Consider the following 23,246-nt stretch of genomic DNA (forward strand, 5'->3'; position numbering starts at 1 on the left):
ATCAGCGGAGGCAGCACCGCACCCGTCCTCACCGGCCCCGCCTTCATCACCAAGGACAACGCGGACGCCGTCGCCGCATTCGCCGCGAAGGGCACGCGCTGACCACGAGCGCAACGACCGTGACGGGGAACGTAACGAGGTGACCGCGAGCGCAACGAGGTGACCGGCCGGCAGCGCACCCGCGTTGCCGGCCCTCACCCCTGACCGCAGGCCGCGCCTCTGACCTCAGCCCGCGCCTCTGACCTCAGGCCGCACCTCTGACCTCAGCCCTCACCCCTGACCGCAGGCCGCGCCTCTGACCTCAGCCCGCGCCCCTGACCTCAGCCCGCGCCCTCCGGCGGCGGGCCGCTGGAGGCGCGCACCACCAGCTTCGGCTCCAACACCGCTTCCCGCGGCGCCAGTTCGGGGTTCTCCAGCCGCTCCACCGCGAACCGCACCGCGTGTTCCGCGAGGAGCACCGCGTCCTGACGGACGGTGGTCAGCCCGATCGGCATCAGATGGGAGAGGTGACTGTCGTCGTAGCCGACGACGGACAGGTCGCGCGGAACCTCCACGTCGACCCGCGTCAGGGCCATCAACAGGCCCATGGCGCTGCGGTCGTTGGCCGCCAGGACCGCGGTCGGCAGCGGCTGCCCCCGGTCGCGTTCGTCCAGGAGCAGTCGGCCGGTCTCGATCCCGGACTGCTCCGTGTGGTCGCCGGGGATCACCCGCACCTCGGACTCCAGCCCGTGCCGGCGCATCGCCGCCCGGTAGGCGCGCCGCCGCTCGGCCGAGCCTGGGCCGCGCCCTCCGTCGATGTGCACGATCCGGCGGTGACCGAGTTCGACGAGGTGGTCCATGGCCTGCCGTACGCCCCTGCCCTCGGCCGAGTGCACGAAGTCCACGGGGGCGCCGGTGGCGCGCCGGCCGACCGAGACGGCCGCCGTCCGGTGCGCGAGTTCGTCGAGGTAGGGGGTTTCGGCGTCGGAGGCCAGCAGGATCAGCGCCTCGCAGCGGTGGCTGAGCAGGGCCTCGACGGCCTTGGCCTCACTGCGGCCCTCGGCGGCCGCGGAGAGCAGGACGTCGTAGCCGAGGCGCTCGGCCTCGGGGTAGATGCCCGCGATGAGGTCCGTGTGGAAGATCTGGTGCACCGTGAACATCACCCCGAGGGTGCGGCTGCGGCCGCGGGCCAGCAGCCGGGCCGCGCTGTCGGGGCTGTAGCCGATCTCGTCGGCGACCCGCAGCACCCGCTGCCGGGTCTCCTCGCTCGCTCCCGGCTGGTCGCGGAAGACGATCGAGACGAGCGCCCGGGAGACGCCCGCCTTCGCGGCGACGTCCGCCATCGTCGGCCGCTGCTTGCCCGATGCTCCCACCTGAGAACCCACCCTCCGACGCCGAATCCGCCTTCCGACGCCGTCACCCTAACGGCGCTCTCGAAATCTCCCGGCAACAGGCTATTGACATGACATTTGGACAGGGGTCATCGTACTCGCACTAGAGCGCGCTAGTAGAGCGCGACACTTTCCTGGCCCCTGTCCCTCCCCGCAAAGGACACGTCATGGCAACGGCGCCAACCCCGCTCCGCACCACCGTCGGCAACCTGTGCCTGGGCTCCGCCCCCGACTCCTGGGGCGTCTGGTTCCCCGAGGACGAACACCAGGTGTCGCACACCCGCTTCCTCGACGAGCTGGCCGAGGCCGGCTACCAGTGGCTGGAGCTGGGCCCGTACGGCTACCTCCCGACCGATCCGCAGCGACTGAAGGAGGAGCTCGACTCCCGTGGCCTGCAGGTCTCCGGCGGCACCGCGTTCGGCGCGCTGCACCGGCCCGAGGCCTGGGAGGAGATGCTCGCCCACGTCCGCCAGGTCGCCGCGCTGACCGCGGCCGCGGGCGCGCACCATCTGGTGCTGATCCCGCCGATGTACCGGGACGAGAAGAGCGGCGCGTTCACCGAGCCGCCCGAGCTGACCGCCGAGCAGTGGGCCGGCTTCGGCCGCAGCGCCGACCGGCTCGGCAAGCTGCTCCTGGACGAGTACGACGTCCGCCTCGTCGTCCACCCGCACGCCGACAGCCACATCCAGACCCAGCCCGAGATCGAACGGCTGCTCAACGAGTCGGACTCCCGCTACACCAACCTCTGCCTGGACACCGGACACGTCGCCTACGGCGGCGGCGACAACCTCGACCTGATCCGCCGCTTCGGCGAACGCGTCGGCTACGTCCACATCAAGCAGATGGACCCCGCCGTGCTGGCCCAGGTCGCCGCCGAGGACCTCTCCTTCGGCGAGGCCGTCAAGCGCGGGGTGTGCGTCTCCCCGCCCGCAGGCGTGCCGAACCCCGCCGACGTCGTGGCCGAACTCGCCAAGCTGGACGCCGAGTTGTTCGTGATCGTCGAGCAGGACCTCTACCCCTGCGCCCCCGAGGTGCCCCTGCCCATCGCCGTACGCACCCGCGAGCACCTCGCCGGCTGCGGACTCACGGGTACCCGCCGCCCGATCCTCGACCGGTAGGAGGCGGCATGGACGTCACGAACAACGCGCTGAAGACCCGCGGCTCCACTCCCGCGGCCGACGACGCACCCCCGGCGGTCACCCGCCGGCTGCGGCTGATCACCGTCATCGCCACGTTCGGCGGACTCCTCTTCGGCTACGACACCGGCGTCATCAACGGCGCCCTGCCCTATATGACCGACGACCTCGGTCTGACCCCCTTCACCGAGGGCATGGTGACCAGCTCGCTGCTGCTGGGCGCGGCCCTGGGCGCGGTCACCGGCGGCCGGCTGTCGGACGCGCGAGGACGGCGCCGTACGATCCTCGTCCTCGCCGTGGTGTTCTTCGTCGGCGCGCTCGGCTGCACGCTCGCGCCGAACACCGCCGTCATGGTCGTGGCCCGGTTCGTGCTCGGACTCGCGGTCGGCGGGGCGTCGGTGACCGTGCCCGTCTATCTCGCCGAGGTCTCCCCCGCCGAACGGCGCGGCGCGCTGGTCACCCGCAACGAACTCATGATCGTCAGCGGCCAGTTGCTGGCCTTCACCTCGAACGCGGTCATCGCCCGGGTCGGCGGCGAGTCCGGCGGAGTGTGGCGCTGGATGCTCGTCCTGGCCACCGTCCCGGCCGTCGCGCTCTGGTTCGGCATGCTGGTGATGCCGGAGAGCCCGCGCTGGCTGGCCTCGCAGACCCGCTTCGACGAGGCGCTCCAGGTGCTGAGGCAGGTGCGGTCCCGGCAGCGCGCCGAGGCCGAACTCGCCGAGGTGTCGGCGCTCGCCGTCAAGGAGGACCGGGAGAGGCTCGGCGGCTGGCAGGACATGAAGGCCACGCCGTGGCTGCGCAAGCTGATGTTCGTCGGCTTCGGCATCGCGATCGTGCAGCAGATCACCGGCGTCAACACGATCATGTACTACGGCACCCAGATCCTCACCGACGCCGGCTTCGCCTCCGACAGCGCGCTGACCGCGAACATCGCCAACGGCGTCATCTCGGTGCTGGCCACCTTCGTCGGCATCTGGCTGCTCGGCCGGGTCGACCGCCGCCCAATGCTGATGATCGGTCAACTGGGCACCACGGCCGCCCTGTTGCTCATCGGAGTGTTCTCCCTGACACTGCCCGCGGGCGACGGCCGGGCGTACGCGGTGCTCGCGATGACCGTCACCTTCCTCGCCTTCCAGCAGGGCGCGATCTCGCCGGTGACCTGGCTGATGCTGTCGGAGATCTTCCCGATGCGGATGCGCGGCTTCGGCATGGGCGTCGCGGCGGTGGTGCTGTGGCTGACCAACTTCACGATCGGCCTGGTCTTCCCGTCCCTTGTCGACGGGATCGGCGTCTCCAACACCTTCTTCCTCTTCGTGGCGGCGGGCGTCTTCTCCCTCGCCTTCGTGAAGCGCTACGTCCCCGAGACCAGGGGCCGCACCCTCGAAACCCTCGAAGCCGAACTCCGCTCGCGCTTCTCCTGACCTCCCCCGTTCTCGGCAGTACCCCGAAAGGACCACCACCCATGACCGTACGTGTAGGCGTCATCGGCGCCGGCTGGATCGGCAAGGAGCACATCCGGCGTCTCACCGACGTCGTCACAGGCGCCCGGGTCACCGCGGTCACCGACCTCGACGTCGCCCGCGCCGAGGAGGCGGCGGCGCCGGTGGGCGCCCGGGTGCTGCCCGACGGCGCGGCCGTGATCGCGGCGGACGACGTGGACGCGGTGCTCGTCACCTCCTGGGGCCCCACCCACGCCGAACACGTGCTCGATGCGATAGCCGCGGGGAAGCCGGTGTTCTGCGAGAAGCCCCTCGCGACGACCGCCGAGGACTGTCTGAAGATCGTCGAGGCCGAGACGGCGCACGGCCGCCGCCTGGTCCAGGTCGGCTTCATGCGCCGCTACGACACCGGCTACCGGCAGATGAAGCAGGTCATCGACTCGGGCCGCATCGGTGAGCCGCTCATCGTGCACTGCGCCCACCGCAACCCGACCGTCCCCGAGTCCTACACCTCCGCCATGGCCGCCCTCGACACGGCCGTCCACGAGGTCGACGTACTGCGCTGGCTGCTGGACGACGAGATCGTCTCCACCCAGGTCGTCACCCCGCGCGCGACCGGCAAACGGCACCCGCACCTCAAGGACCCGCAGATCATGCTCTTCGAGACCGCCAAGGGCGTCCGCATCGACCTGGAGGTCTTCGTCAACTGCCAGTACGGCTACGACATCCAGTGCGAAACGGTCGGCGAGGACGGCCTGGTCCGGCTGCCCGACCCCGCGTCGGTCGGCGTGCGCAGCGCCGGACAGCACAGCACGGAGGTGCTCACGGACTGGGTGGGCCGGTTCGCCGACGCCTTCGACACCGAGTTCCGGGAGTGGATCGCGGGCGTCGCCGTCGGCGACGCGCCCACCGGCCCCTCGGCCTGGGACGGCTACGCCGCCACCGTCATCACCAGCGCCACCGTCGACGCCCTCGAATCGGGCCGCGTCGTCGCCACCGACCTCAAGCCCCGCCCCGCGTTCTACGGAGGCGCCGCGTGAAGATCGCCCTCGACCCGTACATGTTCCGCGCCCTGCCCCTCGACGCCATGGTGCGCACCGTCGCCGAACTCGGCTACGAGTACATCGAGCTCTCGCCGCGCGAGGACTTCATGCCGTTCTTCCTGCACCCGCGCGCCGACGACGAGCGCATCGCCGAGCTGAAGAACTCCCTGCGCACGCACGGCGTTCAGCTGTCCTCCGTGCTGCCGCTGTACAAGTGGTCCTCGCCCGACGAGACCGAACGGCAGGCGGCCGTGCGCTACTGGAAGCGGATGATCGAGATCACGTCGGATCTCGAATGCCCCTTGATGAACTCGGAGTTCAACGGCCGCCCCGAGCAGGCCGCGGCGAGCGAGGCCGCGTTCTGGCGGTCGCTGGAGGAGCTGCTGCCCCTCTTCGAGCGCGAGGGCATCGCCCTCAACCTGGAGGCCCACCCGGACGACTTCTGCGAGGAGAACGCCCCGGCCGTCGACCTGGTCCGCGCGATCAACAAGCCCTGGGTGAACTACCTCTACTGCGCACCCCACTCCTTCCACCTCTCCGGCGCCGACCCCACCGCCGACGTCGCCGCGATGATGCGCTACGCCGGCGACAAGCTCCAGCACGTCCACATCGCCGACACCTTCAACCACAAGGGCTCCAGCGGTCTGCGCTACATCCTCAACCCGCCCGGCACCCCCGCCCGCATCCACCAGCACCTCGACATCGGCCAGGGCGAGGTCGACTGGAACGCCTTCTTCAGCACCCTGCGCGAGCTGAACTTCGACGGCGTCGCCACCGCCTGCGTCTTCGCCTGGGAAGAACGCGCCCATGAGTCGTCGGCCTTCATGCTCGACCGCATCACCAAGGAGCTCACCGCCTGAGTCATCCGCACGCCCCCGGGTCCGCCGTGCCGCACCGCCGCACGGCGGACCCGCTGGTGCCGGGGGTGGGCCGGGCGTCACGGTCGACGAGGCCGCCCCGTCCCCCGTCGCCGTCTCGGGCCCGGCCCATCTGCTGCGGATGACCCTGCTGATGGCGGGCGTTTCGCACCGCAGATCAGTCCATCGGTCCGAGATGCGGTACGCGACTGGGCCGACTCACGGGACAGGGAAAGCGCTCACTTCGGGCGAAGCGTTGACCCTCTGTAAGCAGAAGCACAAACACTCGAATCAACAGCTTGGCGGTGACAGGCATAACGCCCACTGCCGCCGCCGCCGCGAACACGGCGACTGGCGCAACGCCGCACAGCGAGATCTGCTCAACCGCTTCAGGCGTTGGCCACAGCCGGACCTGAAACTCACTCAATGAGGACGAGTGAACGAAGATCAGCGTCCAGCAGGCGAATCAACTCACCAACCCGTCCGCCCCCGCCTGGCGCCGCCGGGAAACGTTTGAGTACGTCAACGACAACCGGGGTCGCGTGATGCGTCGCCCGCTCAAGTTGCTCGGAAGCAACGCTCCGATCGTCACAAGCAACGAGTTCGGCCGCTCTGGCGGCGTAAGCACCGGCTCCGAGGATGTGCTTGACCTGGGTGGCCTTGGCCAGCGGATGCAGATAGGCGGCGCCTGCCGCAGACATCGCTGCCCACGCCGCATCGCGCGCAGCCGCAGTGTCCGCGCTCTTGGCTGCCTTGAGGGCCGCCGACGCCGTGTCGCGCAGAGACTTCCCGCGCTCGCCACCCCGAGCGAATTCCCACGCGGCACCCACAGCGTCTCGAGGCCGCGAGTCGTCCGGCTGATCGGCCTCGAATATTTCGAGGGCCATCTCCGCGCACGCCGCGGCGAACGCGGTGACCTCACGAAGATCCTGCTTGCTCAGAACGATCTCGCTCGCTTCGCCTGTCATGAACCCATCTTCGACCAGTTCCTGGCGAGTCTCGACCCTCAGCCTCCCGCAGCCACCACCGCCCTGCTGGAACACCTGGAGACCACTTCTGCCCGCATCGACCCGCTGATGCTCCACAGGGGCGACGTCGTGAGCCTGTCGGTGCCTCCCATGTGGTTCGAGGTCTGCTCGATCACCAGCGCGCTCGTGCACACCTACGCGGCCCCGGCCACCGCACGGCTGCTCGCCGGAGCGGGCAATCCGCCCGACCTGGCCGCGGGCCGGCTCGCGCAGACCCGTGCGTGGGCACGGCAGACCATCCGACCGGGAGCACTGCCGCGCGGAGGTGAACTTCTTCGGCACGATCGGCGCCCGCAGCCTCACGTCGTCCCGGGACAGCCGTTCACCGGTCTCCAGGACCTTGCCCTCGCGCTCGAAGTAATCCCGGGTGCTGCGCACCTCCAGCGGCAGCACCAGCCGCTCTTCCTTTCGCTGGGTGAAAGCTGAATTCGCCATGTGAGTATGGGTCGCGTATAGATCGGTCGTCAAGGCCTATCAAGGCCCCTCACCTGCGAAAACTCGCAGCTGCAGGGCCAAGGTTCCGTAGTAGCCGACCAGCGTCGTCAGCTCGAACAGACCCCGCTCCCCCACCTCGGACACCGTGTCGGCGTACTCCTCGTCGCTCAGTGCGCCGCCGCGCAGCAGCGCCCAAGTCGCCCTCAGGACTGCCCGCTCACCGGGATCGGCGAGCTCCGGCACCGTTCCGGTGCGCAGCGCTGCCATCTCCGGCCCAGTCAGCCCGGCCGCCCGGCCCACGGCCTCGTGGGCCTCGCGCTCGAAGGCGCTGTTCCAGTGCGCGGCCACCGCGAGGATCGCCAACTCCCGCGCCCGGTCGCCCAGCACGGAGCCGTAGCGCACGGCCGCGCCCACAGCCTGCACGGCAAGACCCACCGTCGGACTGAGCAGCATGGCGTTGAACGGCCCGCGCAGCCGCCCCTCCGCATCGGTCAGCGCGAACGCCTGCGGCCCTGCCGCGCGTGGGCCGCCGGTGATGGCCCGGTAGAGCTCCGTCTGTTCCTCGTCCAGTTTTCCGGGCAGCAGCCCGGTCAGTCGCGCTGCCATGCCTTCTCCTCGGCCCTCGTTGTCGCGCAAGCAAGCATCTTGCGCGATATCGACTTCCGTACAATGAAAGTGACCGTGCTTGGTCAGACGTTACACCCCTGCAGAAAGCGAGCGCCGAGTGCCGCCGCGTGACGAACCCGCCCCTCCGCCCGCCGACGGCACCACGCCGAAGCGCACCTACCAGGTCGAGGCGCTGACCAAGGGGCTGCGGATACTCGTGCTGTTCACCGAGCAGCGGCCGTCGATGAAGCTCACCGACATGGCCGCCGAGACCGGCGTACCACTGAGCTCACGCTCGGCTGCTCGGCCCGGCGCGGCCTGGACCTGGTGGAGCCGGCCGACGGACCGCTGCGCCGGCTCGCCGCGACCTCCGGGCAGGCGGTGAACCCGGGCACCCTCTCCGACGACCGCGTGCTGTACCTGATCCGGGGCGTCCTTCGCCGGGATCACCGGCCCCGACGCGCTGCGGTCGCTCGCTGAGCTGCGGCCCGCCCTGGCCGAGATCCGGGGGCAGGGCTGGGCGGTACAGAACGAAGAACTCGCCTACGGCCTGCGCTCGGTCGCCGCTCCCGTGCGCGACGCCTCCGGCGCGGTGGTGGCCGCTGTCAACGTCGCCGTCCCCGCGATGGAGTTCCCGGTCACCCGCCTGCACGATGATCTGCGCCCACCGCTGCTGGAGGCCTGCCAGGAGATCACACGGCTGCTCGGTGGGGCCTGAGGGGCGCCGGTTCATACGAGCGTGCGGCCGCCGTCCACGTACAGCACCTGCCCGGTGACGAACGACGCTCGCCGCGAGGCGAGGAAGAGCACCGCCCCGACCACGTCCTCCGGCGTGCCCAGACGCCCGGCCGGGACCAGGCCGACCATCTCCTCGCGCATCCCCGGCCGGTCCAGGTACTCCCTGGTCAGCTCGGTCTCCGTGTAGCCCGGGGCGACCGCGTTGACGGTCACCCCGTCGGCCGCCCACTCCCGGGCCATCACCCTCACCAGTTGGTCGAGGCCACCCTTGGTCGCCGCGTAGGGAGCGTGGTGCTCATGGGCGAGCCGGGAGGAGACCGACGAGAAGAACACCATGCTGCCGCCCCCGCCCTCGCGCATGAGGCGTCCCGCGGCCCGCCCGGCGTAGAACGCGCTCGACAGATTCAGCGTGAGGATGCGCTCCCACACCTCGTCCGGGGTTTCCAGTACCGGGCGGCGGTCGTTCATGCCCACGGCGTGCACCAGGAGATCCACCCCGCCCAACTCGTCGGCCACCGCCGCGATCGCCTCCTCGCACGCCTGTGAGGTCGTCACGTCGGCCCGGACCACGCGCACGTCGGCCTGCGCGAGCGCGGGCTCGTCGCGCAGCGCCTTCAGTCTCGCCTCGTCGATGTCCACCACGGCCAGGCGTGCCCCGGCTTCCGCGAGCTCCCGGGCGCACGCGGCCCCCAGCCCACCGACCCCTATCACCAGCGCCCGCCGGCCCTCCAGCCCCAGCCATCCCATCGCCGCTCCTCAACTTTCGGAGAATAAAAGTGGCTTTCAATCAGCTCGGACGATAACCCCGGCGTCGCAGCGATGTCCATCACGCCGACACCTTGGGCGGGCGGTTCGCCCTTCGGTATGCGCGAAGGCGGCAGTGATCCACGGACTCGCAGGCAACCGTTGAGCTGTGCGTGGGGCTGAACTACCTCGACCACGTCGCCGAGGGGTCCTTCCGGGACAAGGAACTGCCCGAGCACCCCACGCTGTTCGCACGGTGGGCGCGGTCGCTGACGGTCGGCGGGGCCGAGATCCCCGTGCCCGCCACCGAGGACGGGCTGGACTGGGAGGGCGAGATCGTGGCCTGGGTGGGCCGGACGCTGGTGGACGCGTCCCCCGCGGAGGCACTCGAGGCGGTGGTCGGCTACTCGACGTTCAACGACGTCATGGCACGGCGGGCGCAGAAACTGACGTCTCAGTGGATCCTCGGGAAGAACGCCGACCGCTCCGGCCCGCTGGGCCCCATGGTGCCTGCCGGTGAGGTGGGTGACCTGCGGGACGGGCTGCGGGTGCGGACCCGGGTCAACGGCACGACCGTCCAGGACGCCTCCACCACCCAGATGATCCACCGCGTGGGCGAGACGCTGTCCCACATCTCGCGCACCCTCACGCTGCGCCCCGGGGACCTGCTGGCCACCGGCACCCCCTCCGGCGTCGGCTATGCCCGCACCCCGCCCTGGCTGCTGCACCCCGGCGATGTGGTGGAGGTCGAAGTCGAGCGCCTCGGGATCCTGCGCAACACGATCGTGGGAGCCGAGCACCGCCGGGATCCCTCCTTCGGCGGGCCGGTCGTTGAGGAGGCGGGTGTTCCTGCGGTCTTGTCCCGGCAGGAGTAGTGGTCGGGGTTGTCGAACCTGCCGTCGTCTCCTACCGACCGAGGTCCGATCCCGAGACCTCCTGTTGGTGATGTCCTCGCGGGACAGCCCCAGGTCGCGGAGCGCGCGGCGGCTGTGGGTGCGGTCGTACAGGTCGGCCATGCCTTCCAGCGCGTCCGCGGTGCCGAGGCTCCGCGCGATCCGTTCGGCCGCGGCAGGCGCGCTGGGCGCGTTGAACGCGAGAACGTGACCCCGTTGTCGGTCAGGCCCCACACCGGCGTGACTTCGGAACCGGCGTACGTGGTCGGGACCGCGACGATCGGCAGGCCGCTGGTGAGGGCGACCGCCTTCGCGAGACCGATCGCCGATCCTCCGCCCACCGCGATGAGGAGATCGGCACCGGCCGTGGCCGCCGCGGCGCGTGCGCGGTCGGCGAGGTCGGCGGGCACATGGACCAGGGTCTCGCCGAATCGGTGGGCGACGGGCAGCCGTGCGGTGGCGGCGTCCGCCCATGCGGCAGAGCTCCGGCTCGTGATCAGGAGGACCCGCGTGGCGCCGGTGCGGGTGAAGTGACGAGGGTGCGCAGTCCTGGTGCGGTGGCCATGAAGTGCAGGTGGGACGCGCGCAGCGGAGAGCGCCCGGTCGCTTCGGGCAGGCGCCCCACCGGCCCGTCGTGCGGGATGGGGTACGGCGTCGGAGTCAGTCCCCAGAAGGCGTAGCGGCCCTGGTCGTCGGTGTACAGGTGGGCGCGCCCGGCCGTGTGGCCGTCGCCGTACTGCACGTCGTACAGCCCGTCCTCGTCGGCTTCCCACACCTCCAGGCGTGCGCCGGGCACCGGGGCGCCGTCGGTGTCCGTGACGGTGCCCTCGACCCAGCAGGGTTCTCCCGGGGCGCCGAAGGCCATGTCCCCGCCGAGCGGGATCTCTGGGGAGTCGTCCACGAAGAAGGGGCCGACCACGATGATGGTGCTCTTCTCCAACCGGTTCCGCGAGGGTCCGTCGGCTGTCCGGGCCGCACTCAGCCGAGCGGGCCGGCGTCGCTCCCGGCAGACTCGGCAGCTGAGTGGACTGGTGCAGCGACCTTCATCGACTGGTGGTCACCTGGCTGTTCTCCCTCCCACAGCGGGTGGTGGCGCTTGGCCCATGAGCGGGGAACGAGGCCGGTGCGTAGGCCGCTGCGTGCCTCGGGATCCTGGGACGCCATCCAGATGTGGCCGGTGACCAGGGCACCGATGAGCAGAGCCAGCCAGTCATGGACAAACGTCGCCCCGGTCCGCAGGAACAGCGGTGTGAGACGCGGGAACCACATGATGAGGCCGGTGCCGATCATCACCAACGCGGCTCCCGAGATCACGGCCGCGTACAGCTTCTGCCCCGCGTTGAACTTCCCCGAGGGATGCGGGCGCCGACGCAGCGTCGCGCGTATCCAGCCGCGGTCGTGCGGACCGAACCGGTTGAGGCGGACGAGGTCGGCGCGAAACGCCCGTGAGACCAGCCCGGCCAGCAGGGGGACGGGCATGGTGACGCCCGCCCACTCGTGCACGGTCACCAGCATGCTTCGCCGGCCCACGAGCTCGGCCAGTGCGGGCAGGTAGAGGAAGGCCGCGGTGACCAGCGCGGTGCCCATCAGCGCGGCCGTGGCGCGGTGGATCCAGCGTTCGGCGACGGTGAAGCGCCGTATCAGCTCGGACGGTTCAGCCGGTCGAGTCATCGTTGCGTCCGTTCGACTTGCCGACCCAGGCGTCGATGTCGTAACCGCGCGGCTCCCAGTAGCCGGGTATCACGCGGTCGGTGACCGTGATCTCGGAGAGCCACTTCGCCGACTTGTAGAAGTACATCGGCGCGGCATACAGCCGCACGGGACCGCCGTGCGCGGCGGTGACCGGCTTGTCCTGCATCTCGTAGGCGACAAGCATGTCGGGGCGCCGCGCCTGCTCCAGGGTGAGGCTTTCGGTGTAAACGCCGTCGAAGCATGTGAAGTGCACTGCCTTGGCCCCCGGTTTCACTCCGGCCGTCGCCAGCAGGTGGGACAGCCGTACCCCGGCGAAAGGCGTCTGCGGCACCCGCCAGCCGGTGACGCACTGAACGTCCCGGACGAGGCGGGTGCGCGGCATGGCTTTCAACTGCTCCAGCGTGTACGACGCCGGGCGGTCCACGAGGCCCTTCACGGTGAGCCGGTAGTCGGCGGAAGAGCGATGCGGGATGCTGTCGGCGACCGAATAGAAGCGGAAACCCCCGCCGCCCGGCAGCAGCCCGGTCAGCCCTGTGGGGTCCTTGCTGCTCACCGTGGCCAGCAAGCCGTCCGTCACGTCCTGCAGGCGGGCGCCGGCGGGTACTGCGACGGCGCCGAGTCCGAGGATTCCGAGGATGACCCGTCGCCCGACGGGCCTGCCCTCGCGGTCCCCGTTCTCGGTCAAACCCTCTCTCCCGCCCGCAGCTTCCTGACTCCGCCGACGAGCAGGACCGCGCCGATGACGGCCACGAACAGCCCGATCACCAGCCACTGGGCCTGCCCCGACATGCCGCTGCCCCCGATCACGTCTGAGCCCTGCAGGCTCCACACCACCCCAAAGAAGAGCAGCAGAACCCCGACGGCCAACCGTATCCAGATCTTCATTCCGTGCTCCTCAGAAGGTGTTGAAAGCTCGGCGTCCTCTTCCGACGTGCACTCCGCGACCTCAGGGCAGAGAAGAGCACGGGACTCGGGAGGAGGTCCAGCGGCCGACGATACGGCCAGTGGAGTCGTGTGCCCGCACGCTCGCGTACGGCGGACTCGGCACCGCGGGCATCAAGCGGCGTACACGGGTCCGACAGCATCAGGTGACTGCAGGTACGTGGAGGTGGAAAACCCCCGCCTGAGGGTGGGCCATGTAACCACTCGCGCCGCAGGTCGCGGTCGTCATACCTGTCTCCGTGAGGACCGTGCGGACATTGATCATCCGCTACGAGGCCACGGTATGCCAAGAGAGCGAGACCCCCAATAAGTACAACTCTCAACTTCATGCGCCAAACTCTCGCAGCGGGCAATAGGCTGCCCTCATGGATGTGCTCAGCGACGTGATCGCGGCCATGCGCATCGGCCGCGCACACTCTGCCCGCTTCGAGCACCACGGCCCGTTCGCCGGGCGCCTGCCCACCACCATCCCCGGAGCCGGCTTCCAGGTCGTACTCCAGGGGACGTGCTGGCTGGTCCCGCGGCACGGCGCACCGATCCCGCTCGACTCCGGCGATGTGGCATTCCTGCGTCACGGCTCCGAAGTCGGGATTGCCGACCACCCCTCCACACCCATGGCGGACGCACCCGTCCCCACACTGGTCGGCGTGTCGATCAGGCGCAGCGAACCCCACGCCGCGGTTCCGGGGAACGCGACGGACACGGCGGCCGCGCCCACCGTCATGCTCTGCGGCGCGTATCTGCTGGACGAGTCCCGACCCCACCCTCTGCTCCAAGAACTTCCAGAGCTCATCCACCTTCCGGCACGCCAGGGGCACCTACCCGAGCTACGCTCCGCCATCGAGCTGCTGAACGGCGAGTTGGAACACCCACGCGAAGGCGCCGACGTCATCGTGCGCGCACTGCTGGACATGCTCCTGCTCTACATTCTGCGCACCTGGCACGACACACAGGCGACCCACCACAGGACGACCGGCTGGGCCGCGGCACTGCGCGACCCCGCCACAGCGTCGGCGCTACAGGCCATCCATGCCGATCCGTCCCGGCAGTGGACCGTCGAGGAACTCGCCGCTCACGCCGGACTGTCCCGGCCCGCCCTGGCCCGGCGGTTCACCACGCTGCTCGGCCAGCCGCCGTTGAGCTACCTGACCTGGTGGCGCATGACCATCGCCGCCAGGCTCCTCCGTGAATCCGACGCCCCACTTGCCACCGTGGCCAACAACGTCGGCTACACCTCGGAGTTCGCGTTCGCCAACGCCTTCAAGAGAGCGCACGGCACGGCTCCAGGCCGGTATCGGAAGCAGCCTTGACAGGCTTGACCTGGTACGGACAGTTTCCATCGGACTCCCGGACGGTGCTCAGCCCTGGGCGACCAGCCCTTGACAAACCCTTTTCACGGATGTCCGGATTCGAGCGGCCGCCATCGATCGACCCGGTGACGGGCGGCGGCGGTGGAAGCAACTGTCGCGCCCCCGCCGCCGAGAAGGAGAGTGAGAGGCAATTGGCCATCCTGAACGGCAAGGTCGCGATCGTCACGCGCGGAGGCCGCTGCACAGGCAGAGCGCACGCCTTGGCGCCGGCCGCGGAAGGCGCGGCCGTGATGGTCAACGATCCCGGTGCGGAGTTCACTGGCCGCGCAAGCCACTGTCGCCGCCGGCGACCGCGCCGGTGAGCGTCGGCGACGCGACCATACCGGCCGACGCGACCGTGCGTCTGCGCTACGCCGCCGCACATCGCGACCCCAGCGACTACGCGGCTCGCCCGGCTCGACCTGCGGACCGCCTTCACGGAACTGTTGCCGTCGGCTTCCCGACATTCGACTGACAGACACCGGTCTCGAATTCGGTGACCAGGCCCTTCTGGTCCAGCCGGCCGTGCAGGTGCTGGCCCAGGCCGAAGATCCGCTCCCCCTCGTGTGCCTCGAAGTGCTGCTCCAGGCGGTAGGCGCCATCGCCACGCGGTGCGTGCACCCGGGGTCCCGGGTACCAGGTGTACGGGCGCTTCTCCGCGAGGAGTTCCCGGCCGGTGACGGTGTGCAGAAAGCGGATCCGCCAGAAGATGCGGAACTGCCCGCAGCCGTCCACGATCGCCGCCTCCTCCAGTTCCTTGGGCATGTTGGTGAACGAGTTCATCGAACGCCGCGACGGCGATGCCGCCGCGACACGAGTCCGGGACCATATCGGCGACCTGCACACGCGTGTCCTGCGAATCCTGACCCGCTGGCCGTCCGTGGTCGCGAGCGAGATCACCTCGGTGCGCGGCTGACCTGCACCGGGACAGAGCTGAAACATCAGACCGGTCCGCGTCACCGTCCGCCCGCCTGTTGCCCGACGACCGACAGGTGGCCGAGGCCGTATCGGTTGCAGCCGTCGGCCTGTCCGAGGCCGGCCGATTGCTCGGCGGGGAGGGTCTCAGGACGGCCGTCCCGTCAGCGGACGGCCAACTCCCCACGGCAGGACGGAGCTCGCGTGTCCGGCCCGACCGAGGCGGAGCCCTCGACTCGGCTCGTAGCGGCGACTGCCAGGGGCATCAGCAGCAGTGCGATCACACGCTGTGCGTCGCGTGCGGCTTGTCATCTCTGGAAAAGGGCCCTGCCGGGCGGTCAGCCTGGTGACCGTCACGGCCGAGCAAGTGGCCTCACACGGGGAGAGCGGATTCCTGGGCGGCTGCCGCGGCCGGCTTCTCGGCCGCATCGCCGTCGCGTGCGCGAAGGAAGATCGCACCGATCACCAGGGTGACGAACACAAGGGCGGCGACCAGGTTCGGCATGGCTCCTGTCGAGAAACCGCGCCCGAGATCAAAAATCACGGCACCGAGGATGATCTTCCCGACCGTGTCGTGCGCGAGCATCAGGACCAGCAAGCCAGCGGACCGGCCCCCGGCTGCTGATGTACATCGGCCTGAGCCTACTCGCCGTCGGCGGCCAAGCCCCCGCCCAGCACGCCGAACAGCACGGTCCGGCGGACCAGAATCCGCAGGTTGAGCAACGGCTCCGGCAGAGGCCCGCAGTACCCGCAGTTCCCGGGCGTCGCTCCACGGCGTGGGAGGTGGCGCTTTGATGGACAGCCGCGAAACGCGCCGTCGGCACCGTCCTCGCCCCCGCCATGCCCACCCTGCTGCCCCACGCCGGCATCGAGCCCACCGCGGAGAACATCGACTGTTACAGCCAGATCATCGCCGCCAGGCTCTTCATCCGCCGTCGTCAGTCACACCGCCGTCGTCAGTCATACCGCCGCGGCATGTACTGGGCCAGGCTCACTGGAGGCATCCCCGTGCGGGATGTCCTGCTCCGTCCAGATGCATTTGCCGTCGTCGAGATACCGGGCGCCCCAGCGCTGGGACAGCGCCGCGACGAGTTGCAAGCCGCGTCCGCCTTCGTCCGTGTAGGTCGCACGGCGCATGCGAGGGGTCGTGAGGCTGCTGTCGTAAACCTCGCAGGTCAGTGAGTGGCTGCGCATCAGGCGCAGGCTGATGGGGCCCTTGGCGTGCCGGACGACGTTACCGACCAGCTCGCTCACCAGCAGCTCCGTGGCGGGTACAAGGTCCTCCAAGCCCCACGCGTCGAGGTGTTCGCGCACGTATGCGCGGGCCTGTCCGGCCGCCTGGGGGTCATCCGGGAGACTGCAGGAGGCGACATCACCGGCAGCGGTGCACCGGGTGTGGACGATGAGCAGGCCGGCGTCGTCATGTGTCAGCCCGGGGTCGGGCAGCAGAGCCGAGACGACGGTGTCGCACAGATCTTCCAAGCGCCGAACGTCGCTGTCCTGGTCGGCGGGGTCGAAGTACGCGGTGTGGGCAGCGGCCTGGGACACGATGTGCCGGAGTTGAGCCAGTCCTTGGTCAACATCCCGGGTGGACGATTCGACGAGGCCGTCGGTGCACAGGACGAGGAGGCTCTCGTCGGGCAGGTCCAACTGGTGAGTGTCGAACGGCGGTTCAGCGACGCCCAGCGGCGGGTCCGGGATCACGTCGGGTATGTGGACGGTGCCGTCGGGGTGGACGACGACGGGCGGGAGGTGACCGGCCAGGGAATAGGCGCACCTACCCGCGACGGGGTCGAAGACGGCGTACAGGCAGGTGGCGTAGTAGTCCTCGCCGAGGTCGCTGACGAGGTCGTTGAGACGGATGAAAAGTTCGTCAGGAGACATTTCGAGGTCGGCGAGGGTGCGTACGGCGGTGCGCAGACGGCCCATGGTGGCCGCTTCGGTGATGCCGTGCCCCATGACGTCCCCGATCACCAGGGCGACCCGGTCGGCGGACAGCGGGATCAAGTCGTACCAGTCACCGCCCACATCTTCGTCCCTTCCCGCGGGCAGGTAGCGGGCGGCGGCGCTGACGGCAGGCAGGCGGGGCAGCATCCTGGGCAGCAGACCGCGCTGCAGTTCCTGGGCACGGGCGTGCTCCACGTCGTACAGACGGGCCCGCTCCAGCGCCTGCCCGACCAGACCACCGAGAGCCGTCAGCAAGGTGCGCTCCCCGTCGCCGAAGGAACGTGGATGAGTGAAAGACACCGCGCACATGCCCAAGACGCGTCCGGACGCCATCAGGGGCAGGAACGCCCAGGCCTCCTTCGGCGCCAGCTCCCACAAGCCCCTCATCGTCGGATATCGGTGCAAGAACTCCGCACCCGATTCGACGAACCGGGGGACACGGATGCGCACTGTGTCGAGGACCGGGGCACTGGCGGAGGCCGGCAAGTCGCTGACCGCTTGGAGGAATTCCGGTGGGTAGCCGATGCTGGCGACCACATGGCCCCGCCCGCCCTCCAGCACGGTGAACATCAGCCCGTCGGCTCCGAACGGAGCCAGGACATGCTTGGCGAACACCTCCGCCACGTCCTGTGAGGTGACGGCCTCGGCCAGCGCTGCGGTCAGCTCACCCATACGGACGGGGCGATCGGCCCCGGCCACCGGGCCCGCCCCCGGCGGCATGCCTGGCCCGCCGCCCAGGCGCCCAGCAGCCCACCCCGCCACCGCGCGCAGGAAGGACCGTTGTACCTCACTGGGTTCAGCAGCCTCCGCCGTGAGTACAGACAGCACTCCGACCGGCCCGTCGACCCCCGGGAGTGGCACCGCCGCCGTGCCGGTCGCCCCGACGCCCAGGCTGTCCCCGGCCACCCAGAAGAAGTCGCCGCCCCGCACCGCCCGCACCGGCGCCACGTCCTGCTCGGCATGCAGATCTGCCCACGGTTCGGCACTTGCCGGGTCGATCCCGCTGACCGACGCCAGGCGCAGCCGACCGGCATTGGGGTCCCACCGGTACACCAGGGCTCCCAGGCACGTCGTCGCCTGCTGAAGCACCAGGCCCAGCATCTCCATGGTCTCCTTGCCCGGCGCTCCCTCCCCCGGCCCCCCTTCGTCCCAGGTCACCGGGCAGCCGGACGCCACCGGCAGAGGCTGCTCCTCTGCGCGGTCGTCGGGGCCGGCATCGTCAGCGGTCACCTCGACTCCCGCTCACCAGGAAATCCGCCCATACACTCACAGATGGTATGCGCCCTCAAGGGAGTCGCCACCTCCGCAAGACGCTGTTGCTCATCTGCCCGCGGACCCCGCCGCGGGCCACGATCACCAACGCCCTGCGGTCACGGTCGGCGACCACCCGGCAGCCCGCACCAGGCCCGCACTCACATGCGGAGCAGGGGCCGGCTACGCGGCGCTCATCCGCCTCAGCACCGCGACGCCGCCCGCGGACTTGTTCGCGGCTTCGGCGCGCCCGCCGCCGTGCCGGCCCGTCGCTTCCGCCTTCCCCATTCCACCTGTGCCCCCTTCAACCGCGTGCAGCCCACCATGCACGGAGTCGGCCGGAAGGCGCTTCAGGACTGCGCCGTACCAGAGCGCCAGCATGTCCAGGGTGTCGGTGCCGGCTTCGCCGACCTCGGCCAGGACGACCGCGCCGCCGGGCGGGGCCTGTGCGATGCAGGCGTCGTCCGACGCGTTCCGCCCCGCCGCACTGCCCACTCCCTCGGTGAGGCGTACCGCGCCGTCCTGAAGGCGCTCGATCAGTACGGCGCCATGGACCTCGGCGTTGGCCGCACTGAGGTGCTTGAGACCGCTGAGCGCCTGGTGCGCCGCGGTTCGGTCGGTGAAGCGAAGAGCGATGACGTTCTCGTTCATGGGCATGAGCCGTCTCCTCGGGGCCTGCGGCAGACCCATGGCGGACCTGCGACTGACGGTGCTCGATCGGCCGGGTGGGCACCCGGCCATCTGTGAGACAGTATGTATCGAAGAGATTTATGAGTCAAACCGTCTCGGAGATTTCATGGGAAGAGGTGCCCCGATGCCCCGGACCAACGACGACCCCCGCGCCCTGCGCAGCCGCGCCGCCGCGCTCACCGCCGCCACCGAACTGCTCGTCGAAGGCGGCCCCGAACACGTCACCCACGCCACCGTCGCCCGACGGGCCGGAATCGGCCGCGCCACCGTCTACCGGCACTGGCCCGACCAGCAGACCCTCCTCATCGACGCACTCGCGGCCGGCGTCCGCCCGCTGTTCGCCTTCGCCGACACCCCCGTCCTCGACCAACTGAAGGCACAGCTCCAACGGCAGGCCGACTGGTTCAACCAACCGGCCACCGCGGCCGTCATGGCCGCCGTCGTCGAACGAGCCGAGCGCGACGAGAACGCACGGCGCATCCGCGAGGACATGTTCAGTCGCGTCGACCAGAACTTCACGGACGCACTCGGCGCCGCCGCCCGACGCGGCGAACTCCGCCCCGGCGTCGAGGTACACGCCAAGCAACTCGTGGCCCGCATCGTCGGCCCCTTGTTCTTCCGCCGCTCCATGCTCGGCGAACGGCTGGACGAGGACACCGTCGCGGGCGAGATCGACGCCGCGCTGGCCCCCTGGCTACCGAGAAACTGACAGGCCGGCAGGCATCTCCGGCACGTATCAGCGCCCAGGCCGGAGAATGGGCGTTTACGTTGTGCGGAGCCGAGCGCCGGGTCACGCCGTCGGCTTCGGCGAGAAGACGCAGCCGCCGTCGGAGAGGTCGAAGGACGCGATGCCCGGCTTCCCGAAGGCAAGACCCTTGCCGAGGGTGTGGGCCTCGTCCTCGGCGTACATCCGCACGTAGGGGACCCGGTCGGCGATCTGGGTGAGGATCGTACCGGCGGCGGCCCAGCGGGGCGCGACCATCGGCGCCGGCGGGAACAGGATCTCCGCCGCCTCGGAGCCGGCCGGACGGCCTCCACCCCGGCTGCGGCCGCGGGTCGGACGTGCGCGGTGATCCGCCGGGCGGTGTCCCCCGGTCAGGGGTATGGCCCCGCGCTCGTGGAGCCGGCTAGCCGGTGATCTTCTGCTTCAGCTGCGCAACGCCGCCCTTGATCTTCTGCTCGGTCTCAGCGCGCTTGCGGTCGCGCCTCTCCTTCGCCTCCTCCTTGCGGATGTGGTCGGCGGCCTCCTCCATGGCCTTGAGTTCGGTGCGCACCGAGTCCGACGGACGGCGTTCCAGGACGGCGTCGTAGCGCATGGCCAACAGGTCCAGGGGCTGTGGGTCGGACTCCCGGACCTCGGCGAGGATCAGGGTGCCGCCGGGCGGCATGTGCTGGGTGAAGAGGGTGACGGCGCCTGTGGCTTCCTCGGCGCGCTTGTAGTCGTAGCCGCTGCCAATCGCCGCGCCGATGCCCCAGCCCGTCAGTACACCGAGGGGACCGCCGAGGATGCCGACGAGCGAGCCGACCAGTCCGCCCACGGCGGTGTGGCGTCCGGCCTCGGTCTCCAGCCCCTCCGGAACGCGGACCGTGCCGTCCTCCAAGCGCTCGATCAGGACGGCGCCGCGGACCTCGACGGTGGCGGACGTGAGGTGCTTGAGGTCGCTGAGGGCCTGGTAGGCGGTGGCGCGGTCGGCGAAGCGGAGGGCGACGGCGTTCTCGTTCATGAACATGTGGTGCCTCCTTGGCATCCCGTACTGGCATCTGTGAGACAGTATGTATCGGAGAGGGATTGTGAGTCAACCTGTCTCAGAAATCTGTGAGTCACTTTGCCTCGCAGTCTGCGCTGAGGGCGGTAGCTGAGGGCGGTATCAGTGCGCCGGGGCGCCGGCAGGCCGTCATGGGGAGCCATGGGGAGCCATGGGGAGCCATGGGGAGCCGCGTCAGCACCAGATACAGCGGCCGTTGAACTCGCCGACGCGGTCGCGGAACCGGCTTCTCCCACCCGGACTGCCGTCGGCCGGTACGAAGACGCGCACGCTCTTGCCGGCAACGCGGATGATTCCCGGGCGCCAAGTGCGGCGGTGACAGCGTCGGGGCGGTCCGGTCACCAACGCGCTGTGCTACGCCGCCGTAGACCCGGGGACAGCCCCCCGTCCCGGTGCGTCCGGTAGCTGCCGCGCCGCTTCCCGCCGACCTCGGCCGTATCTACGGGGTGGCGGAGTGCGTCGTACCGTCGGGCGCGCATGCGGTGGGGAGCCAGGGCGCGAGCGCGGCGTCGACCAGGCTGACCACCAACTCCTTGTCGAGGTGCACGCCGAGCAGGAAGCGCTGGAAGAGCAGCGGCCCAACTATGCGGGCGATGAGATCTGCGGCGTGCTCCTGGACGCCGGGGCGGAGTTCACCGCGTTCGACGGCGGCAGCCAGCGCGCGGGCGAAGCCCTCGTCGGCCCGGCCGAAGATCTCCTCACGGATGCGCCGCGCATCCTCGTCCCGCTCGGCCCGCTGGATGACCGTGGCGAGGACCGACACAGCGCTTGGCTGGTTGAACCGATGGGTCATCTGGTCCATCTGAGCCATCAGCTGGTCGCGGACAGGGGTGTCGTCGAAGGTGAGCAGGGGGCGGACGTCGTTGGCGAGTGCGTCGATGAGGAGGGTCTGCTGGTCGGGCCAGTGCCGGTAGACGGTGGCGCGGCCGATTCCGGCACGTCGGGCGACGGTGGCGTGAGTGACGTTCTCGGGGCCGCCTTCGACGAGGAGTTCGGTGGCGGCGGCCAGGGCGGCGGCGCGGCTGCGCAGGGCGCGGGGGTCGTCGTTGGTCCGGGGCATCGGAACACCTCTTTCTCGCACGGCAGCTTGTGAGACGCGCCGACTCACAGCGTATTCGATACATACCGTCTCAGAGGGCCCGACCCCACGCCGGCACGTGGATCCAGGTCATCCAGCGCCGACCGCGGAGACACCAGCAGAGCCGGAAGCGGCGAAGGGCATGCGGATCGGCTGGTTGGTGCGCGAGACCGTCATCGCGCTCGGCCCGCCGCACGGGCACATCGGCCCTTCCCGTACGAGGGCGACGAGGACGCGGATCTCGTCAACGCGGGAAAGGAGACCGTGACCGCACCGCCCGGGGCGAGCATCTTCGACTCGGTCAGCTCCTTCGGGATGATCCGGAGTGGGCACGTCGACGTGTCGATCCTCGGTGCGATGCAGGTGTCGGCCTCGGGAGGTCTCGCGAGCTGGAGCATCCCGGGGGCCATGGTCTTGGGGATGGGCCGGGCGATGGACCTCGTCGCCGGAGCCCGGCGTGTCATCGTCCTGACCACGCATCCGGCCAAGACGGTTCGCCCGAGATCGTCGAGAAGTGCACGCTCCCGCTCAGCGGGTCCAGTAGGCGAGGTTGCGGAAGCGGGCCTCGGCGCGGCCCGAACCGTGGTCGTAGACGCCGTTCTTGAAGTAGCGGGTGGCCGGTCCCCGGTCGGCGACCGTCAGGACGAGGGAGTCGTCGAAGTAGACCTTGACGGTCCCGGTCCCGCCGCTCGCCCCGTGGGCGATCTTCACGTTGAACCAGGTGTCGTACGCACCGGTCTTGAGCACCGTGCCGTCGTAGCGCCGCACGGTGCCGCCGCCGGTGTCGTAGACGTTGAGCATGATGTCGGTGGCCGGGGTGCCCGAGGGGTGGACGCTGCGCAGGATCTGGACGAAGGACGCGCCGTCGGTGCCGGACGGCAGGTAGACGTCGGCGTCCCACATGTGGTCGCCGGTCCGGTAGTCGACCTTCCAGCGCATCTCGGTGCGCGGGTCGGTGGTGCTGCCCTCCTCGAACGGCTCGTCGGTGGCGTTCACCCACATGCGGTGGACGCCGCCGCTGTAGCTGTGCCGGTCGGCGAGGTCGAGGTTCCAGGGTTTCTGCCAGCTGTACGCGAACGAGGTCCGCGTCCAGCCGTCGGTGGGATCGGCGGCCGGTGCGGCCATCGCGGTGGCGCCGCCGGCCAGCAGGCCGGCCCCGGCCCGTAAGACGGATCTCCGGTTCATCGGGTGTTCCTTTCCGGTCAGATGAAAGTCAGGAACATGCCAGGTACATACCAGCAGGCAACCTCAATACATCGGAGGAGTCAAGGACTTGAACCATTGACAGGTCCCTGAACCCCTGCCTACGGTCCCCGATACACCCGAT

At 70.0% G+C, this 23,246-nt stretch carries 25 protein-coding genes and 3 pseudogenes; 11 read left to right on the forward strand and 17 right to left on the reverse strand.

Annotation, left to right across the window (positions count from 1 at the left end; genetic code table 11):
• Positions 1–320: 320 nt before the first annotated feature.
• The gene (locus ACZ5SK_RS34890) at positions 321–1,322 is read right to left on the reverse strand and encodes a LacI family DNA-binding transcriptional regulator (RefSeq protein WP_334583809.1); all 1,002 of its coding nucleotides are present in this window, start codon (positions 1,320–1,322) and stop codon (positions 321–323) included.
• 215 nt (positions 1,323–1,537) lie between these two features.
• Between ACZ5SK_RS34890 and ACZ5SK_RS34895 the strand changes: the two genes are divergently transcribed.
• The 4 genes from ACZ5SK_RS34895 to ACZ5SK_RS34910 are packed head-to-tail and all read left to right on the forward strand — an operon-like array spanning position 1,538 to position 5,848.
• Entirely contained in the window at positions 1,538–2,488 is a 951-nt protein-coding gene (locus ACZ5SK_RS34895; protein WP_334582966.1) for a TIM barrel protein, read from the forward strand.
• An 8-nt stretch (positions 2,489–2,496) separates the two neighbouring features.
• Entirely contained in the window at positions 2,497–3,927 is a 1,431-nt protein-coding gene (locus ACZ5SK_RS34900; protein ID WP_468576920.1) for a sugar porter family MFS transporter, read from the forward strand.
• Between the two features lie 41 nt (positions 3,928–3,968).
• A complete protein-coding gene (locus tag ACZ5SK_RS34905; RefSeq protein ID WP_361708964.1) occupies positions 3,969–4,985 on the forward strand; it encodes a Gfo/Idh/MocA family protein in 1,017 nt (338 codons plus the stop codon).
• The gene (locus ACZ5SK_RS34910; RefSeq protein WP_334582969.1) at positions 4,982–5,848 is read left to right on the forward strand and encodes a sugar phosphate isomerase/epimerase family protein; all 867 of its coding nucleotides are present in this window, start codon (positions 4,982–4,984) and stop codon (positions 5,846–5,848) included. Before ACZ5SK_RS34905 ends, ACZ5SK_RS34910 begins: the two co-directional genes overlap by 4 nt.
• Before the next feature lie 416 nt (positions 5,849–6,264).
• On the opposite strand, the gene ACZ5SK_RS34915 is transcribed toward ACZ5SK_RS34910, so the two are convergent.
• Complete coding sequence (locus ACZ5SK_RS34915; protein ID WP_361708966.1) at positions 6,265–7,308, reverse strand: putative immunity protein; 1,044 nt, start codon at positions 7,306–7,308, stop codon at positions 6,265–6,267.
• Between the two features lie 39 nt (positions 7,309–7,347).
• Complete coding sequence (locus tag ACZ5SK_RS34920; RefSeq protein ID WP_361708969.1) at positions 7,348–7,914, reverse strand: carboxymuconolactone decarboxylase family protein; 567 nt, start codon at positions 7,912–7,914, stop codon at positions 7,348–7,350.
• A 118-nt stretch (positions 7,915–8,032) separates the two neighbouring features.
• Here ACZ5SK_RS34920 and ACZ5SK_RS34925 point away from each other — a divergent pair, with 118 nt between their 5' ends.
• Positions 8,033–8,299 carry a helix-turn-helix domain-containing protein gene (locus ACZ5SK_RS34925; protein WP_334582971.1) on the forward strand — a complete coding sequence of 89 codons (267 nt, stop codon included), beginning with the start codon at positions 8,033–8,035 and terminating at the stop codon, positions 8,297–8,299.
• 78 nt (positions 8,300–8,377) lie between these two features.
• Positions 8,378–8,632: an IclR family transcriptional regulator domain-containing protein gene (locus tag ACZ5SK_RS34930; RefSeq protein WP_334583811.1), complete on the forward strand. Its 255-nt coding sequence runs from the start codon at positions 8,378–8,380 to the stop codon at positions 8,630–8,632.
• An 11-nt stretch (positions 8,633–8,643) separates the two neighbouring features.
• On the opposite strand, the gene ACZ5SK_RS34935 is transcribed toward ACZ5SK_RS34930, so the two are convergent.
• The gene (locus ACZ5SK_RS34935) at positions 8,644–9,399 is read right to left on the reverse strand and encodes an SDR family NAD(P)-dependent oxidoreductase (protein ID WP_334582972.1); all 756 of its coding nucleotides are present in this window, start codon (positions 9,397–9,399) and stop codon (positions 8,644–8,646) included.
• Between the two features lie 170 nt (positions 9,400–9,569).
• On the opposite strand from ACZ5SK_RS34935, the gene ACZ5SK_RS34940 reads away from it, so the two are divergent.
• Complete coding sequence (locus ACZ5SK_RS34940) at positions 9,570–10,271, forward strand: fumarylacetoacetate hydrolase family protein (RefSeq protein WP_361708973.1); 702 nt, start codon at positions 9,570–9,572, stop codon at positions 10,269–10,271.
• Positions 10,272–10,564: 293 nt separating this feature from the next.
• Here ACZ5SK_RS34940 and ACZ5SK_RS34945 read toward each other — a convergent pair.
• The 5 genes and pseudogenes from ACZ5SK_RS34945 to ACZ5SK_RS34965 form a co-directional block, all read right to left on the reverse strand.
• Positions 10,565–10,795: pseudogene (locus ACZ5SK_RS34945) on the reverse strand (iron-containing alcohol dehydrogenase); the annotation flags it as partial.
• Between the two features lie 23 nt (positions 10,796–10,818).
• Positions 10,819–11,208 (reverse strand): annotated as a pseudogene (locus ACZ5SK_RS34950) (dioxygenase family protein); the annotation flags it as partial.
• Between the two features lie 59 nt (positions 11,209–11,267).
• On the reverse strand, positions 11,268–11,960 hold the full coding sequence (locus ACZ5SK_RS34955; RefSeq protein WP_457495545.1) for a cytochrome b/b6 domain-containing protein: 693 nt from the start codon (positions 11,958–11,960) through the stop codon (positions 11,268–11,270).
• Complete coding sequence (locus ACZ5SK_RS34960) at positions 11,944–12,666, reverse strand: molybdopterin-dependent oxidoreductase (RefSeq protein WP_468418041.1); 723 nt, start codon at positions 12,664–12,666, stop codon at positions 11,944–11,946. Before ACZ5SK_RS34960 ends, ACZ5SK_RS34955 begins: the two co-directional genes overlap by 17 nt.
• Entirely contained in the window at positions 12,663–12,866 is a 204-nt protein-coding gene (locus tag ACZ5SK_RS34965) for a hypothetical protein (RefSeq protein ID WP_334582976.1), read from the reverse strand. The genes ACZ5SK_RS34960 and ACZ5SK_RS34965 overlap by 4 nt, the downstream gene beginning before the upstream one ends.
• A 422-nt stretch (positions 12,867–13,288) precedes the next feature.
• Here ACZ5SK_RS34965 and ACZ5SK_RS34970 point away from each other — a divergent pair, with 422 nt between their 5' ends.
• On the forward strand, positions 13,289–14,233 hold the full coding sequence (locus tag ACZ5SK_RS34970; protein WP_334582977.1) for an AraC family transcriptional regulator: 945 nt from the start codon (positions 13,289–13,291) through the stop codon (positions 14,231–14,233).
• A 474-nt stretch (positions 14,234–14,707) separates the two neighbouring features.
• On the opposite strand, the gene ACZ5SK_RS34975 is transcribed toward ACZ5SK_RS34970, so the two are convergent.
• The gene (locus ACZ5SK_RS34975; protein WP_334582978.1) at positions 14,708–15,037 is read right to left on the reverse strand and encodes a hypothetical protein; all 330 of its coding nucleotides are present in this window, start codon (positions 15,035–15,037) and stop codon (positions 14,708–14,710) included.
• Between the two features lie 4 nt (positions 15,038–15,041).
• Here ACZ5SK_RS34975 and ACZ5SK_RS34980 point away from each other — a divergent pair, with 4 nt between their 5' ends.
• Positions 15,042–15,188 (forward strand): hypothetical protein, encoded by a 147-nt coding sequence (locus ACZ5SK_RS34980; protein ID WP_334582979.1) that lies wholly within the window; start codon positions 15,042–15,044, stop codon positions 15,186–15,188.
• A 372-nt stretch (positions 15,189–15,560) separates the two neighbouring features.
• On the opposite strand, the gene ACZ5SK_RS34985 is transcribed toward ACZ5SK_RS34980, so the two are convergent.
• The 3 genes from ACZ5SK_RS34985 to ACZ5SK_RS34995 form a co-directional block, all read right to left on the reverse strand.
• Positions 15,561–15,773 (reverse strand): hypothetical protein, encoded by a 213-nt coding sequence (locus ACZ5SK_RS34985; RefSeq protein WP_334582980.1) that lies wholly within the window; start codon positions 15,771–15,773, stop codon positions 15,561–15,563.
• 374 nt (positions 15,774–16,147) lie between these two features.
• A complete protein-coding gene (locus ACZ5SK_RS34990; protein ID WP_468576923.1) occupies positions 16,148–18,364 on the reverse strand; it encodes an ATP-binding SpoIIE family protein phosphatase in 2,217 nt (738 codons plus the stop codon).
• Between the two features lie 204 nt (positions 18,365–18,568).
• Positions 18,569–19,042, reverse strand: a complete 474-nt coding sequence (locus ACZ5SK_RS34995; protein WP_334582982.1) for a hypothetical protein — start codon at positions 19,040–19,042, stop codon at positions 18,569–18,571.
• Between the two features lie 157 nt (positions 19,043–19,199).
• On the opposite strand from ACZ5SK_RS34995, the gene ACZ5SK_RS35000 reads away from it, so the two are divergent.
• Positions 19,200–19,784: a TetR/AcrR family transcriptional regulator gene (locus ACZ5SK_RS35000; protein ID WP_334582983.1), complete on the forward strand. Its 585-nt coding sequence runs from the start codon at positions 19,200–19,202 to the stop codon at positions 19,782–19,784.
• A gap of 81 nt (positions 19,785–19,865) precedes the next feature.
• Here ACZ5SK_RS35000 and ACZ5SK_RS35005 read toward each other — a convergent pair whose 3' ends face one another.
• The 3 genes from ACZ5SK_RS35005 to ACZ5SK_RS35015 all read right to left on the reverse strand — a co-directional run bounded on the left by ACZ5SK_RS35005 (position 19,866) and on the right by ACZ5SK_RS35015 (position 21,901).
• Positions 19,866–20,057, reverse strand: a complete 192-nt coding sequence (locus ACZ5SK_RS35005; protein ID WP_334582984.1) for a hypothetical protein — start codon at positions 20,055–20,057, stop codon at positions 19,866–19,868.
• 145 nt (positions 20,058–20,202) lie between these two features.
• Positions 20,203–20,805, reverse strand: coding sequence for a hypothetical protein (locus tag ACZ5SK_RS35010; protein ID WP_334582985.1), 603 nt, complete (start codon positions 20,803–20,805; stop codon positions 20,203–20,205).
• A 475-nt stretch (positions 20,806–21,280) separates the two neighbouring features.
• Entirely contained in the window at positions 21,281–21,901 is a 621-nt protein-coding gene (locus ACZ5SK_RS35015; protein WP_334582986.1) for a TetR/AcrR family transcriptional regulator, read from the reverse strand.
• 225 nt (positions 21,902–22,126) lie between these two features.
• On the opposite strand from ACZ5SK_RS35015, the pseudogene ACZ5SK_RS35020 reads away from it, so the two are divergent.
• Positions 22,127–22,458, forward strand: a pseudogene (locus ACZ5SK_RS35020) (CoA-transferase); the annotation flags it as partial.
• On the opposite strand, the gene ACZ5SK_RS35025 reads toward ACZ5SK_RS35020, so the two are convergent.
• Positions 22,448–23,104, reverse strand: a complete 657-nt coding sequence (locus ACZ5SK_RS35025) for a polysaccharide lyase family 7 protein (protein ID WP_334582987.1) — start codon at positions 23,102–23,104, stop codon at positions 22,448–22,450. The pseudogene ACZ5SK_RS35020 and the gene ACZ5SK_RS35025 overlap by 11 nt on opposite strands.
• Positions 23,105–23,246: the final 142 nt, after the last annotated feature.

It is taken from the genome of Streptomyces sp. NPDC031474, assembly GCF_055581185.1.